Raw genomic sequence first — 14,246 nt, forward strand, 5'->3', positions numbered from 1 at the left:
GTCGAGCGATTGCGTATCTGACGACTAACTCGCCGGAGTCCGTTCCGGCCGTCACACTTCTTCGCGTGGGCGAATCTCCCGGTTACCCGAAGGTATTTCATCCAACCCACTGTTGTGTGCGATGATGAACGAGTTACCGAGCGGTTTCTGTGTCGGTGACGCCGCGTCACGACACCGGAAGCGTCACACGCGGACGAACAGATCGGATGTCGGAGTCAGCGACGTGCCAGACGGTCGAACCGAACGGGTGAGCGAACAATGCGCGCGATAGCCGTCCACCGCGGCGAAGAGTCACCGCGAGTTATCGACGTGCCGACGCCCGAGCCACAAGACGGCGACGTTCTCATCAAGACGCTCAGAGTCGGCGTCGACGGGACCGACCACGAGGTCATCAAGGGAACCCACGGCGGCTTCCCGCCGGGCGACGGCTATCAGATTCTCGGGCACGAAGCCATCGGCGTCGTCGTTGACCCGACCACGACGGGATTCGACGAGGGTGACCTCGTCATCCCGACGGTCCGACGACCGCCCGGCGAGACGAACGAATACTTCGAACGCGGCGAGCCGGATATGGCACCCGCCGGGAAGTATCTCGAACGCGGTATCGTGGACGCTCACGGCTACATGTCCGAGTACTTCACGAGTCCGGCAGAGTTCCTCGTCAAGCTTCCGTCGTCGCTTGCGTCCAACGGGTTCCTCGTCGAGCCAATGAGCAACGCAGAGAAAGCCATCGAGCACGCGTTCGCAACCCGGTCGGCGTTCACGTGGGAGCCGGAATCGGCGCTCGTGCTCGGAAACGGCCCGCTCGGACTGTTGACGCTAGCGCGTCTCGCTGACGATGTGGACGAACTCTACTGCCTCGGGCGTCGTGACCGGCCGGACCCGAGTATCGACATCATCGAGAAACTCGGTGCGACCTACGTCGATTCGCGCGAGACGCCGGTCCCCGAGATTCCGGACGAGTACGGCCACGTCGATATCGCCGTCGAGGCGACCGGCTACGCGAAACACGCGTTCGAAGTCGTCGATGCGCTCGCGCCGAACGGAGTGGGCGCGCTTCTCGGCGTTCCCGCCGACTGGTCGTTCGACGTCGAAGGCGGGAGACTCCACCGCGAGATGGTACTCCAGAACAAGGCCCTCGTCGGGAGCGTCAACTCCCACATTCCGCACTTCGAGATGGCTATCGACACGGTGTCGTCGCTTCCGGACTGGTTCATCGAGGACATCGTTACCGAAGTCGTTCCCGCAGAAGACCCAGCGGCCGCGTTCGAGCGAAACAAAGAACAGATCAAGACGGCCGTCGAGTTCGCGCCGCCGGCAGAGCGGTAATCAACGCGTATTCGAGGCTCAGAGTAGCTCCTTGGTCCGTCGGACGGTGCCGAGGACCATCCCGGGGATGTTTTCTTCGAGTCGTTTGCTACTGAGTCGGTCAGCACGTCCGACGACGTACACGGCGGCAATCTCGTCTTCGTATTCGAAAGCGATCGCGACGCCGTTCTGCTCAGGGTGTTGTTCGCCTCGCTCGATGGCGATACCGCGCTCGCGGATGTTCGCCAACTCGTCTGCGAGCAAGTCGGATTCGGTAATCGTATTGTCCGTGCGCGCGGGAAGCCCGGCGACGTCGATGATGTCGCTGACGCGGTCGTCCGAGAGATGTGCGAGGATGGCCTTTCCCGGTGCGGTGCGGTGGAGATAGTGGTCGATTTCGATCGTCTCCGAGCGGTCGCTGGTCGATTGGTAGAGGTTGACGCCGTACGACCCCTGTTTGACGAAGAGTCCGGCCGTCTCGTTCGTCGTCTGTGCGAGTTGGTCGATGAGTTCGTTAGAGGCGCGGTAGAGCGGTGAACGACCGCGAATTCGAGTTCCCAACAAGACGAACCGATACGACAGCGAGTACTCCACGCCGGTTTTTCTGACGTACCCGAGTTCACGCAACGTTGCGAGGTGCTTGTAGGTCGTACTCCGGGTGTACCCGAGTTTCTCGGCGAGGTCCGAGACGCGGACCGGTCCGTCGCAGTCCGCCATCTCCTCGACGAGGGCGAACGTCTTTTTCGGCGCGGAGAGCGTCGGCATCCGAGTCCGGTCTGTCATATCACGAGGTTGGACAAGAGCGGTTTAACGGTTTCGTGGCGGGATGCCTACCAGTCAGTGATGCTTCCGTCTTCGTTTCGCCACGTCGGATTGTGCCACTCGACGTGTGCTTCGGAACGCGCTTCGACGGTTTCCTCGTCGATGGTGATGCCGAGTCCCGGGTCGTCGAGCGTGTCGAGGTATCCATCGTTGAAACTGAAGACTTCGGCGTCCGCGAGGTAGTCGTACGCGGGCCCGAGGTCGGGTGAGTGGATGTCGAATCCGTGGTCCTGCACGACGAGGTTCGGGATGTGCGTATCGACCTGCAAGGAGGCCGCGAGCGCAATCGGGCCGAGCGGGCAGTTCGGTGCGACGCCGACGTCGTACGCCTCGGCCATCGTTGCGAGTTTGACCATCTCCGAGATACCGCCGGCGTGGGAGACGACGGGTTGAATCAGGTCGATAGCGCCGCCGCCGAAGAGCTGTTTGAAATCCCAGCGCGAGTAGAGTCGCTCGCCCGCCGCAATCGGGATTTGGGTCTGGTTTGCGATTGCCGGGAGGTGTTCGACGTTCTCCGGGAGAACTGGCTCCTCGGCGAACATGAGGTTGAGGTCTGAAAGGCGGTTCGTGAGCGTCTTCGCCATCGACTTCGAGACGCGACCGCGGAAATCGACGCCGATATCGACCGCGTTATCCACCGCCTCGCGGACTTTTCGAATCCGCTCGACGACTCGCTCTATCGAGGCGGCCGTCTCGATGTGTCGCGTCTGGTTCGTCGCGTCCATCTTCAACGCGGTGTACCCCGTATCGACGAGACGGTGTGCCTCCTCGATAACGTCGGTGGGGCGGTCCCCCCCGACCCACTGATACACCCTGATTTTGTCCCGGCTCTTGCCACCGAGGAGTTCGTAGACGGGTGCGTCGTAGTGCTTGCCTTTGATGTCCCATAGCGCCTGGTTGATACCCGCGATTGCGCTCATGAGAATCGGTCCGCCGCGGTAGAAGCCGCTTCGATACAACGCCTGCCAGTGGTCTTCGATGCGAAGCGGGTCCTTCCCGACGAGATAGCCGTCGAGCATCTCCGAGACGGCCGTCTTTACCGTTTTCGCGCGGCCTTCGACGATTGGTTCGCCCCAGCCGACGAGTCCGTCGTCAGTCTCTATCTTGAGGAATAACCAGCGCGGAGGGAGTTCGTAGAGGTCGTACCCGGTGATTTTCATGATTCGACATTTCGACCATGCTGTAATAACTTGTCGTGGTGGCGGCGCAGTTGGCCGATAATTTGTAGACTAGCTGTTATAAACTCGTGGACCACGTCCACACACAACAATGAATTATAAATAGTGGTATTTCTATAGTGGTACTGTCTCATGGAAGACACTAGTAAGCGTAGTGTATCCCGGAGGCAACTCCTCGCAGGTGCCGGTGCGGCGACGGCAACTGGGTTAGCGGGTTGTCTCGGGCAGTTTAGCAGTACGACCAACCAAACGGAACAGGACATCACGCTCCAAGCCCGTCACTTCGCAACAAACGGCGTCGAGAAGTTCTACGAGAAACACGCCGCGAAGTTCGAAGAAGAGACGGGTATCGCCGTCGAAATCGATACGATGGGCTGGGGCAACGCAAAGCAAAAGCAACTCAACAGCATCACCAGCCGAGACGGTCCCGACGTCGAGGAAATTGCATCGACGTGGATGCCTCAGCAGATTCAATCGGACGCGTGGATGGACCTCGACGAACTCGGTATCAGCCTCGACGGCGTCTACGACCAACCGACGAACGTCGCAAAACACGACGGAATCACCGCTGGATTCCCGTGGTTCTGGGGTCCGCGTGGGCACCTCGTCCACCAAGGCATGCTCGACGAAGCGGGAATCGAAGAGCAACCAACGTCGTGGGACGACCTCATCGAACACAGCAAACAGTTCAAAGAGACGTTCCCCGAGAAGCATCTGTTCGGCCTGCCGGGTGCGAACAACTACGCCGTCACCCAGTATTACGCCATGTTCCTGTGGCAGTCCGGCGGAAAGCTTCTCTCTGACGATGAATCTGAAGCGACGTTTAACACCGAAAACGCCGTCGAGGCGCTCAACTTCTACAAGGACCTGGCGACGAAACACGAAGTTGCGCCGAAGGCGTCCGCCGAGTGGGACGGTCCCGCCCGCGACAGCGCCTTCATCAACAAGCGCATCGCTGGGACGTGGAGTTCGCTCAACACGGTCGATAAAGTCGTCTCCGAGGGCGACGCGACGCGCGACTCGATGGCGGTGTACAAGCCACCGGCGGGTCCGAACGGCCAGTCTGCGACGTTCTACGGCGTCAACCTCGTTGGCATCCACCCGTGGACGGACTACCCCGACGCGGCGGCCAAGTGGCTCAAGTACCTGATGAGGCCAGCGGTCAACGCCGACATCGCCTCGATGACCGGCTTCCTGCCGACCATCAAAAGCGGCTTCGACCAAGAACAGTTCTCCGGCCCGCTGTACCAAACGTTCGCCGACAACGTTCTGCCGGGCGCAAAGACGTTCCCGCAGATTGTCGGCTGGGGTGAAGTCGAAGGGACGCTCAAAAACGCCGTCACGGACGTTCTCACGAAGGGCGTCAGCGGCGACTGGAGCGAAGGCGACACGAAAGCCGCCCTCGACAAAGCGGTCAAGCAGGCGAACAACGTCCTCAGCGAGAACTGACGACGAGAACGACGAAACGACAGCGTCCCCGAAAACGAGTCTCGACGGACAGCGTCAGACACACGGTTACCCTCCAGAATTTGAGAACATATATATGAGACAGTTGAGAAGTGATGACACATGTTAGAACGTGCCAAAAGCGGTATCACGAGAGCCGTCCCGAACTGGGTACAAGTTCGGCTACCCAGAACCAGCGACGACACATTATTCGCATACAAACTCCTCCTCCCGGCGTTTTTGATGATGGGACTCATCCACTTTCTGCCCATCATATGGGGCTTCTACATCAGCTTCGTCGAACTCGACGCGGCCTACGTGTCGAACTGGTGGAACGCACCGATAGTCGGGTTGGAGAACTACGCGAAGATATTCAATCCGAACAGCATCGTCGGCGCTGAGTTCTGGACGTCGCTCCGACAGACGCTCATCTTCACCGTCGCGTCGGTCGTGGGGATTTACACGCTCGGGTTGGCGACGGCGCTCCTCTTGAACAGAGACTTCAGGGGGAAACTCGCCGCTCGAACGCTCGTGTTGGTTCCGTGGATTGCGCCCGCGGTCGTGACCGTCCTGACGTGGCAGATGATGTTCCGCACCGACACGGGGATGATCAATCACATCCTCCGGTCGGTCGGACTCATCGACGGGTCGTTCTTCTGGCTCATCGGTCCGCGGTCGATATTCGCAATCACCGCCGTCTGGACGTGGCAGAACTTCCCGTGGGCGGCGATTATGCTCTACGCGGGCTTGCAGTCGATTCCGGAACACCTCTACGAGGCCGCCGAAACCGACGGCGCGGGTCGGTGGGGGAAGTTCCGGTACATCACGATGCCCCAATTGAAACCCGTCTCAGTCGTCATCGTTCTCCTGATGGTCGTCTGGACGCTCATCAACTTCACCGTCCCGTACGTGTTACTCGGTGCGAGTCCGAGTGACTCCGGGAAGGTTCTCATGTTGTTCATCTATAACTACGCGTTCTCCAACTGGTCGTTCGGTCTCGGCGCGGCGATGAGTACCATCCTGTTCATCGTGGCGATGATACTCGCGTACATCTACTACAAGCGCGTTATCGGCGGCGAGTTCGAAGGAGGTGCCATCTGAGATGTGGGGCGCGCTCCGAACCGAAGACGAAGGCGGCCAGATTCCCGACTCGTTCCGACTGACGACCGACGGCCGCGAACTCATCGTCGATACGTTCTCGCGGTTCGCGCTCGGGTTGATACTGCTTTTCGCGCTGTTTCCCATCTGGATGATGGTGATGAACAGTTTCAAATCCAGAAGTCAGGTGATGGCCGAGAACCCGACGCTCATCCCGACCGAGTTCCATATCTCGAACTACTTCGAGATGTGGCAACGTTTCCCGCTGTTCGATTACTTCCTGAACAGCCTCATCATTGCCAGCGTGACGACCGTCGTCACCATCCTCGTCGCCAGCCTCGCCGCGTACGCGTTCTCGCGGTACGACTTCCCGGGGAAGACGAAGTTCGAACTGTCGATTCTCGGGACGCAGATGATTCCCGGCGTACTCATCCTCCTGCCGATGTACCTGCTTTTCATCAACATTCAGATGCGGGTCGGCCTACCGATGAAAGATACGTACCACGGACTCATCTTCCTGTACTCGACGTTCACCATCCCGTTCGCAATCTGGATGCTCCGCGGATACTTCGATACGATTCCGAACGCGCTCGGCGAAGCCGCACGAATCGACGGTTGTACACGACTCGGCGCGCTGTTCCGAGTCGTGATGCCGCTGGCCGCGCCGGGCATCGCCGCAACGTCGATGTTCGTGTTCCTCCTCGCGTTCAACGAGGTCCTTTTCGCGTCGGTGCTCGGCTCCGACAGCGTCACGCCGTTCGCAATCGGTATTCAGGAGTTCCAGACGCAGACCCAGACCTACTGGGGACAGATGATGGCGGCATCGACGGTTGCGACGATTCCGCTGTTGTTCCTGTTCGTCCTCTTCCAAAAGCCGATTGTCTCGGGACTTACCTCGGGAAGCGTCAAGCACTAACGCTCCTCGCGGTGCTTTTTTGTCCGGACGCGGCACCGACCGGCGACTCAAATCGTGGCACGTGTGGGTCGGCCGGTGCGCGGATACCGGCGTTCGACGCGCGGCAGTAGTGTGCGTCAGACAGTAGCACTAAGACCGTCGCCTGCGACTGTCCGGTCGAAATGACAGACAACGTGTTGACAGCGGAGCGCCCAGTCCATGCGGTGCCGCTCGAAGAGAAAGTCGGGCAGTTGTTCGTCGCCGGGTTCGACGGGAGCGAACCGACCGACGACATCGCGGAGTTAGTTTCGTCGCACCACCTCGGTGGCATCATCTATTTCAGCCGAAACATCGACTCGCCGTCGCAAGTGGCGTCGCTTTCGGAACGTCTCCAAACCATCGCGCGCGAGGCGGGCGAACCGCCGCTCCTCATTGCGACCGACCAAGAAGGGGGCGTCGTCTCTCGGTTCGACTGGGGCGCACAACTCCCCAGTCAGATGGCGCTTGGGGCGACGCGCGACCCGTCGAAACTCAGGTGGGCGGGCGAGACCGTCGGTGAAGAACTCGCGTCACTCGGTATCTCGATGAACTTCGCACCGGTGTTGGACGTGAACAACAACCCCGAGAATCCCGTTATCGGTGTTCGGTCGTTCGGCGACGACCCGGAACGCGTCGGCGAGTTGGGGTCGGCGCTCGCGTCGGGGTTGCAGTCAGCGGGCGTCGTCGCCTGCGGGAAACACTTCCCCGGGCACGGCGACACCGAGACCGACTCCCACCGGTCGCTTCCAGTTATTCCGCACGACAGAGACCGACTGGAGACCGTCGAGTTCGTCCCGTTCCGCCGCGCCATCGACGACGGTATCGACGCGCTCATGACGACGCACATCGCCTTCCCGGCGATTACGGGCGACGAGACGCTCCCGGCGACGCTCTCGAAGGAGGTTCTGACGGGTATCCTCCGGGAAGAGTTTGGATTCGACGGCCTGCTCGTCTCCGACTGTTTGGAGATGAACGCCATCGCCGACACCGTCGGCACGGCCGACGGCGCAGTACAATCGATTGCGGCGGGATGCGACGTGGTGCTCGTGTCTCACTCGCCCGAGCGCCAGCGCGAGGCCATCGAACGCGTCATCCACGCCGTCGAGTCCGGTGAACTCTCCGAATCGCGCATCGACAGCGCGTTCGAGCGAGTGCGAGAGTACAAACGCAAGCGAGTCGCCAGCGGAGGCGACCCATCGGCTGACTGGCGCGAGGCGGTCGAGCACTCGCGGACAGTCGCACGCGAACTCGCTAGCGCGGGTGTGACCGTCGTCCGCGACCGTGACGGCGTGCTCCCGTTCGACCCGTCGGCACCGATTCACCTCGTCGGCTTCGCGGGGACCGCCCAGTCAGACGCAGAAGACGACCGGTACGACTCGAGCGATTTCTTGGCGGCGTTCGGCGAAGACCGCGAGGTGCATTTCCACGACGTCGTGGACGCCGAAGAGTACGACCACCCGTTCGACGGGGGCGAACAGGTCGTCGTCGCAACGTACCACGCGCGGTCGAATATCGGACAGGCGCGCGTCGTCCGCGAGATTGCCGACGCTTCGACCGAGTTGGCCGTAGTCTCGGTGCGCGACCCCTACGACCTCAACGCATTTCCCGAGATTTCGACGTACGTCACGGGATACGGCTACTCGCCGGCGATGCTGGAAGCGCTCGCAGACGTGCTCTGCGGCGGCGAAGGTGGAACCGGGACGTTGCCAGTGACGATTCCCGGCGTCGAATAGTGGCTGGCGAACAGCAATCAACGAATAGCGACTAGCAACCAGAAGCGGCAACGGCAATCAAGGACTAGCGAATAACAACCAACGTCCGGACGAATACGATTGCTGTAGCGAAATCCAGAGGAGAAAACAGACTGACGATGCTGGTTCGGTTACGCCTCGGCGACCACTTCGATTTCGACTTTGATGTCAACGGGGAGTTTCACGACTTCGACCGCGCTTCGAGCGGGGTACGGAGACGACAGCAGTTCACCGTACACCTCGTTGACGCGGTCGTAATAGCGCATGTCGTTGACGAAGACCGTCGCTTTCACGACGTCGTCGAGAGACGCGTCGCCGGCGCGGAGGACCGCCTCGACGTTTTCGAGTGTTTGTCGCGTCTGTTCGCGGACGTCTTGGCTGACTACGTCGCCGGTTTCGGGGTCGATAGGACCCTGCCCGGAGACGTAGATGGTGCCGTCGGATTCGATACCTTGGGAGAAGGGGCCGATACTTGCGGGTGCGTCGTCGGTGGAGAGTTCGCGCATTGTGGATGTTGGTGAGTCGGATGTGGTTGTAGTCGGTTCAGTGGACCGAGTGTGCTGGATTCGGTACGCCCGTTAGCTCGACAGGTAATCCCGAGCCTGTTCGTGAAGCGGTGCGAAGCCCTCAGCGGCCGTACAGCCGACGCGCTTTCCGAGCGTCATCCCCTCGGCGCGAAGGCTCTCGACGAGGTTGTCGAACTCGGCGTCGATACCGCCGTGGTCAACGAGGAACTCGATCTGCGAGACGTGCTGTTCGAGCGCCTCGATTTTCGTATCGAGGTGGCCGGAGATATCCACGAACGTCTCGGGGTCGAACGACGACGTGGGCTTCCCGAAGAAGTAGATGTTGTCGGGGTCGCAGGGTTCGAAATCGGTCTCGACGAGCGGGAGCGACGCCATGTAGTACGCGTCGGTCACGAGTCGGGCGGTCGCTTGGTGGTCCGGGTGCATGTCGTCTTTGAAGTGCGTGAGGACTACGTCGGGGTCGTACTTTCGAAGCGTGTCCACGATTTGGAGTCGGTTTTCGAGCGAGTACTGGACGCGACCGTCTTTGAAGCCGAGGAACTCGACCTCGTCAACGTCGAGAATGTCGCCCGCGGCGCGGGATTCCTCGCTTCTGACCGTCGCAACCTCTGTTTCCGTGTCGCTTTCGAGACCGCCGTACTCGCCGCGAGTCATGTGCGCGACCGTCACGTGGTCGCCGCGTGCGGCGTGCTTTGCGAGCGTGCCACCACAGAAGATTGCGGCGTCGTCTGGATGTGCGACTATTGCTAACAAGTCCATCGCGTTTGTCAGTGAGAGAAACTGACTAAAATAACTTTACGTTCTGTTGTTAGTTCTCGACGTTGGCGACGATTCGGCCGGCGACGTACTCGGCCTCCTCGTCGGTGAGACACATCGGGTTCGCAACGACTTCTCCCTCGTCGATTTTGTCGCCGCCGAGGTAGACACGCGGATTTTCGGCACGAAGTCGGCGAACTAGTTCGATAGCGGTGGTATCGGACGAGCCGTCGATGTCGATGACGACTTCGGGGGCGACGCTGACGTCGCTCCCGCCGGTGACGTGGGTCGCCAAGCCGGCGTCCTCGATGGCCCGCGCGATGTTGTCGGCGCGGCTCTGCCACTCGCGTTGGGTCTCAGCCGGGTCTTCCTCCAAGAACGCATCGAGCGCGTAGATGAGACCGACCAGTTCCTCTTTTCCGACCTTCATCGGGCGGCCGATTCCCTGTCGGGGGACGCCCGCGAAATTGTCGAGGTCGATGAGTCGCTTCGGCGGCGACCACGCGGCCTCGGCGACGTGCATGTCGAGGTGTTGGAGAGCAATCGACTCGATGTACTCCTGTTTGCCAGCGACGATACCGGTCGTCTGCGGACCGCGAATGCCCTTCCCACCGCTGAACACGACGAGGTCGGCACCCTGTTCGACGAACCGCGAGAAGTTCGAACGGGGCGGGAGTTCGGCGGCCGCATCGACGATGACGGGGATGTCGTGGTCGTGTGCGATGTCGGCGACAACGTCCAGCGGCGGACTGGTGTAGGACTTTTCCATGTACGCGATAGCCGCCGTCTCGTCGGTGATGTTCGACTCGATTTCCCACGGCTCGACGTTGGTCGAGCCGGTTCCGAGGTGGAGGTCGTTCGTCCCGATATCGACGATAGTCGCGCCCGCGGTTCGAAGAGCGTGGTCGTAGCCGGTCCGGTGGGTTCGAGGCATCAGTATCTCGCTCGGGATGCCCTTGGTGTCGGGAAGGCTATCCATCGCCGCAACGTCGTGACCGGCGATGGCCGCCGCCGCAGAAAGACACAGACCAGCGGCCGCCCCGCTCGTCACGTAACCGGCTTCCGCGCCGGTGACTTCGGCGATGCGGTCCGAAGCGGCCGCCTGGAGGTCGCCGAGTTCGACGAAGTCCGAAGCGGCACGGTTCATCGCTTCGAGTGCTTCGTCTCTGATGAGACTCCCGCCGATTCGTGTCTTCGTCCCGGCGGCGTTGACCACTGGCGGGACGTCCAACTCTTCGTATATGGAGTCTGTATGACTCCGGTAACGTTGCTCTGTCATTGTGGCTCACTGGAAACGAACGAGTCGTTAGTGACTCCAGATACTTTCCTGTGTTACCGGCGTTGCATATAAACGTTCGCTTCGGCTCAACAGCGCTATTTCTCGGGACTTACGCGTGGGTAGTGATGACAAAGCATTATATAGTTTGACGGTAAAGGTTGGGGAGAACGCATGTCACAGTTAGAGCTTCGTAACCTCCGGAAGGAGTTCACCGGAGGGGGCGACAACATCGTTGCGGTTGACGATGTCGATTTGACACTCCACGATGGTGAGTTTCTCGTCCTCGTCGGACCCTCGGGATGCGGCAAATCGACCACACTTCGGATGATTGCGGGATTGGAGACGGTGACCAACGGGGATGTCATCATCGGTGACGAGTCGGTAACTGACTTAGAGCCGCGAGAGCGCGACATCGCGATGGTGTTCCAGAATTACGCGTTGTATCCCCACATGACGACCCGTGAGAACATCGGCTTCGGTCTGAAGATGACGACCGACCTCGACGCCGACGAACGGAACCAACGAGTCGAGGACGTCGCCACGTCGCTCGGTATCGAGGAACTCCTCGACGATTATCCGAAGGAATTGTCGGGCGGGCAACAACAGCGCGTCGCGCTCGGTCGTGCAATCATCCGTGACCCCGAAGTGTTCTTGATGGACGAACCGCTTTCGAACCTCGACGCGAAGCTTCGGACACAGATGCGAACCGAACTCAAGGCGTTGCAGGACGACCTGAACGTCACCACCGTCTACGTCACCCACGACCAGACCGAAGCGATGACGATGGGCGACCGCATCGCTATCCTCAACCACGGAGAACTACAGCAAGTCGGGACGCCGCTGGAGTGTTACCACCAGCCGGCCAACAAGTTCGTCGCCGGCTTCATCGGTGCGCCCTCGATGAACTTCATCAACGTCGAATCCGAAGGTGACCGACTCGTCCACAAGGAGTTCACGTACGACGTCACCGGCGAGACCGCCGAAGCGATCGCCGACCACGGTCGGGTGTCGATGGGTATCCGACCGGAAGACATTCGAGTCGTCGATGAATCGGCCGTCGAAAATCCGATTACCGCCGACGTTCACCTCGTAGAACCGCTCGGAGACGTGTCGCACGTCACACTGAACGTCGGAGCCAAACGACTTACCGCGGCCGTTCCGGGTGGAAAGACGTTCGAGCGGGGTGAGGAAGTCACGCTACAGTTCCCCGAGGAGAATCTACACCTGTTCGACGCCGCGTCAGGTGAAACGCTGAAAAACAGTTCGCAGTCGGCCGACGAAGAACCAGTCATTCACGCCTGAGGAAAGACCAAAGAAAGCTGTCACCTGCCGCGGGACGGCGCGTAGACGGAGGACTATGTATAACCTACGCACTCCCACTCGTGGCAGTCCTATGAGCCGTTCGTCTCGGGGTTTTAGTCACGTACAAGTGCAGAATATTAGGCAATACCGCGATATAATATTGTTCAATGAATGCAAGATAGAAGAGAACCACATACTCCAGAGCGATAAAAAAGTAAGTCGAGAGTTTGTATCGAAATTCGGTGCCGAGATTCGATTTGGTATGAGGTTCTACATTGAGAGTCTTGCGAAGTAACATGTTAGACACGCAGGACGTAACAAGTATTTCTATTCGATACTAGCAGGTATATTCAAAGACAGAGTAGTAGATTATCTAAATTATTCAGATTTTCTAAATTAGTAAGTTCGCAAGCAGATTTTAGACTGAGATAGTATAGTAGTATATATGCAAAAATGAGAACACGGTAAGTTTAAACGGGAGCAAAACTGGGAGAGACAGGAGATGTGTCGAAACGACAGGTGAGCGCGTGACGGAGGGCCGTATCGAGCGGCCCGACACAAAGATGGAAGTCAAAGATTTCCGTCACAAGGCCCACACCTTCACCGGAGATATAAACAAATGCGGTCGAACGCGTCTTCAAAGAGCTGAAACGCCGGACTGAATCGTTCGCAACCCACTTCAGACACGTTGATTCCGACACCGCAGAAACATGGTTGCAAGCCTTCGCATGCTACTGGAATCAACTAATCTGAACAATGCCAATCGAGGACGATGAGGAACAGAGTAGTTCACGCTGCTCAACCATCACTTCTGCACGTCGGCACGATAGGAATTGTATGTTTGTACGAGCGGTTGCCTATCGGCATCGAATCTATTTGTCATTAATGAGTGTAATAAACCAGACAAAATATGTGATAGTAGACACATATTCGCCTATGCGATGGTACCCTTTAGCTCGCAAAGAGTTCTCGGACCTCAGTCGGTCCAAGGGGCTTCGGTTGTTTGGTCTTGTCCTCATTATCTCCAGTTACTTCTCTATCGGAGGGCCAGCCTACGTCGCTGACGCGCTTGGTCCGAACCAAATCATTGCTGCATTCCAAACACCGGTAACACTCTTCGCGGGTTTTGCCGCGATACTCGTTAGCTACCGGTCTGTAATCGGAGAATGTGAGTCTGGAAGCATCAAATTCGTCAGCGGGATGCCCCAACGTCGATATGAGATTCTGACGGGCAAAATCGTTGGGCGAACGGCCGCTCTTTGTGTCCCACTTCTCGTGACTTTCGTGTTTGTTTCACTTCTTGGCGTAATCCAACATGGAATCTTCTCTTTGAGCCAGTTCGTCCTGTTCAGCCTGCTATCGATTCTCTATGTATTCACCATCATCTGTGTCGGAACTGCTATCTCGGCGGTCGCAAACACATCTTTACAAGCCGCGACCGCTTCGTTCGGATATTATATCCTCTTTATTCTCGGCTGGATCGATCTCCTTAGCTACCAGGTTTTTTCAGCCATTACGGGCACTCCCGTCAATCCACTCGAACCACCCGCCTCAGAGCTTCTCTTTAGTATTCATCGCGCGACGCCGATCGGTGCGTACAACGTTCTCACGAATTCGGTCCTCGATGTTGGGAATTCGGCGTCGTGGGTTACAGGAGTTATTGCAGATCAGCTCCCGAACATCACTTCGAATGCTCTCGTAGTGGGGCTCGTTTTTGATGGGTCACAATCTGCGATACTCGCAACACCGCTCGCCCTTGGAATTCTCGCGTTGTGGATTAGTGTCCCACTGTTGGTTTCGGGATACGTCTTCCAACGAGCCGACCTCGCATAACCACAGAGAACA

General features: G+C 58.9%; 12 protein-coding genes and 1 pseudogene. 8 read left to right on the forward strand and 5 right to left on the reverse strand.

Annotated elements, in window-relative coordinates; all coding sequences use genetic code 11:
• Positions 1–258: 258 nt before the first annotated feature.
• Positions 259–1,329 carry a glucose 1-dehydrogenase gene (locus C440_RS06235; RefSeq protein WP_008319378.1) on the forward strand — a complete coding sequence of 357 codons (1,071 nt, stop codon included), beginning with the start codon at positions 259–261 and terminating at the stop codon, positions 1,327–1,329.
• 18 nt (positions 1,330–1,347) lie between these two features.
• On the opposite strand, the gene C440_RS06240 is transcribed toward C440_RS06235, so the two are convergent.
• Together C440_RS06240 and dgoD are read right to left on the reverse strand one after the other, a co-directional pair.
• Positions 1,348–2,091, reverse strand: coding sequence for an IclR family transcriptional regulator (locus tag C440_RS06240; protein WP_049915430.1), 744 nt, complete (start codon positions 2,089–2,091; stop codon positions 1,348–1,350).
• A 47-nt stretch (positions 2,092–2,138) separates the two neighbouring features.
• Positions 2,139–3,290: a galactonate dehydratase gene (dgoD, locus tag C440_RS06245; RefSeq protein WP_008319381.1), complete on the reverse strand. Its 1,152-nt coding sequence runs from the start codon at positions 3,288–3,290 to the stop codon at positions 2,139–2,141.
• 150 nt (positions 3,291–3,440) lie between these two features.
• On the opposite strand from dgoD, the gene C440_RS06250 reads away from it, so the two are divergent.
• The 4 genes from C440_RS06250 (at position 3,441) to nagZ (ending at position 8,519) form a co-directional block, all read left to right on the forward strand.
• Positions 3,441–4,757 (forward strand): extracellular solute-binding protein, encoded by a 1,317-nt coding sequence (locus C440_RS06250; RefSeq protein ID WP_008319383.1) that lies wholly within the window; start codon positions 3,441–3,443, stop codon positions 4,755–4,757.
• A gap of 120 nt (positions 4,758–4,877) precedes the next feature.
• Positions 4,878–5,855 (forward strand): carbohydrate ABC transporter permease, encoded by a 978-nt coding sequence (locus tag C440_RS06255; RefSeq protein WP_049915432.1) that lies wholly within the window; start codon positions 4,878–4,880, stop codon positions 5,853–5,855.
• Position 5,856: 1 nt separating this feature from the next.
• A complete protein-coding gene (locus C440_RS06260) occupies positions 5,857–6,768 on the forward strand; it encodes a carbohydrate ABC transporter permease (protein ID WP_008319387.1) in 912 nt (303 codons plus the stop codon).
• A gap of 161 nt (positions 6,769–6,929) precedes the next feature.
• Entirely contained in the window at positions 6,930–8,519 is a 1,590-nt protein-coding gene (nagZ, locus tag C440_RS06265) for a beta-N-acetylhexosaminidase (protein WP_008319389.1), read from the forward strand.
• Between the two features lie 149 nt (positions 8,520–8,668).
• On the opposite strand, the gene C440_RS06270 is transcribed toward nagZ, so the two are convergent.
• The 3 genes from C440_RS06270 to C440_RS06280 all read right to left on the reverse strand — a co-directional run bounded on the left by C440_RS06270 (position 8,669) and on the right by C440_RS06280 (position 11,099).
• Positions 8,669–9,043, reverse strand: coding sequence for a Rid family detoxifying hydrolase (locus tag C440_RS06270; protein WP_008319391.1), 375 nt, complete (start codon positions 9,041–9,043; stop codon positions 8,669–8,671).
• Between the two features lie 72 nt (positions 9,044–9,115).
• Complete coding sequence (locus tag C440_RS06275) at positions 9,116–9,823, reverse strand: PIG-L deacetylase family protein (protein ID WP_008319393.1); 708 nt, start codon at positions 9,821–9,823, stop codon at positions 9,116–9,118.
• A gap of 49 nt (positions 9,824–9,872) precedes the next feature.
• The gene (locus C440_RS06280; RefSeq protein ID WP_049915436.1) at positions 9,873–11,099 is read right to left on the reverse strand and encodes an aminotransferase class V-fold PLP-dependent enzyme; all 1,227 of its coding nucleotides are present in this window, start codon (positions 11,097–11,099) and stop codon (positions 9,873–9,875) included.
• Positions 11,100–11,270: 171 nt separating this feature from the next.
• On the opposite strand from C440_RS06280, the gene C440_RS06285 reads away from it, so the two are divergent.
• The 3 genes and pseudogenes from C440_RS06285 (at position 11,271) to C440_RS06290 (ending at position 14,234) form a co-directional block, all read left to right on the forward strand.
• Positions 11,271–12,401 (forward strand): ABC transporter ATP-binding protein, encoded by a 1,131-nt coding sequence (locus tag C440_RS06285; RefSeq protein WP_008319396.1) that lies wholly within the window; start codon positions 11,271–11,273, stop codon positions 12,399–12,401.
• A 618-nt stretch (positions 12,402–13,019) separates the two neighbouring features.
• A pseudogene (locus tag C440_RS17060) lies at positions 13,020–13,154 on the forward strand (IS6 family transposase); the annotation flags it as partial.
• 183 nt (positions 13,155–13,337) lie between these two features.
• On the forward strand, positions 13,338–14,234 hold the full coding sequence (locus C440_RS06290; protein ID WP_049915439.1) for an ABC transporter permease: 897 nt from the start codon (positions 13,338–13,340) through the stop codon (positions 14,232–14,234).
• The last annotated feature ends 12 nt before the right edge of the window (positions 14,235–14,246 follow it).

This window comes from Haloferax mucosum ATCC BAA-1512 (assembly GCF_000337815.1).
GTDB classification, from domain to species: Archaea; Halobacteriota; Halobacteria; order Halobacteriales; family Haloferacaceae; genus Haloferax; species Haloferax mucosum.

Excerpts from the sequence above, each read along its gene's own strand:
- C440_RS06275 (WP_008319393.1), bottom strand. The coding sequence starts at position 9,823 with ATGGACTTGTTAGCAATAGTCGCACATCCAGACGACGCCGCAATCTTC.
- C440_RS06240 (WP_049915430.1), bottom strand. The coding sequence starts at position 2,091 with ATGACAGACCGGACTCGGATGCCGACGCTCTCCGCGCCGAAAAAGACG.
- C440_RS06235 (WP_008319378.1), top strand. The coding sequence starts at position 259 with ATGCGCGCGATAGCCGTCCACCGCGGCGAAGAGTCACCGCGAGTTATC.
- nagZ (WP_008319389.1), top strand. The coding sequence starts at position 6,930 with ATGACAGACAACGTGTTGACAGCGGAGCGCCCAGTCCATGCGGTGCCG.
- C440_RS06255 (WP_049915432.1), top strand. The coding sequence starts at position 4,878 with ATGTTAGAACGTGCCAAAAGCGGTATCACGAGAGCCGTCCCGAACTGG.
- C440_RS06280 (WP_049915436.1), bottom strand. The coding sequence starts at position 11,099 with ATGACAGAGCAACGTTACCGGAGTCATACAGACTCCATATACGAAGAG.
- dgoD (WP_008319381.1), bottom strand. The coding sequence starts at position 3,290 with ATGAAAATCACCGGGTACGACCTCTACGAACTCCCTCCGCGCTGGTTA.
- C440_RS06285 (WP_008319396.1), top strand. The coding sequence starts at position 11,271 with ATGTCACAGTTAGAGCTTCGTAACCTCCGGAAGGAGTTCACCGGAGGG.
- C440_RS06250 (WP_008319383.1), top strand. The coding sequence starts at position 3,441 with ATGGAAGACACTAGTAAGCGTAGTGTATCCCGGAGGCAACTCCTCGCA.
- C440_RS06270 (WP_008319391.1), bottom strand. The coding sequence starts at position 9,043 with ATGCGCGAACTCTCCACCGACGACGCACCCGCAAGTATCGGCCCCTTC.
- C440_RS06260 (WP_008319387.1), top strand. The coding sequence starts at position 5,857 with ATGTGGGGCGCGCTCCGAACCGAAGACGAAGGCGGCCAGATTCCCGAC.
- C440_RS06290 (WP_049915439.1), top strand. The coding sequence starts at position 13,338 with ATGCGATGGTACCCTTTAGCTCGCAAAGAGTTCTCGGACCTCAGTCGG.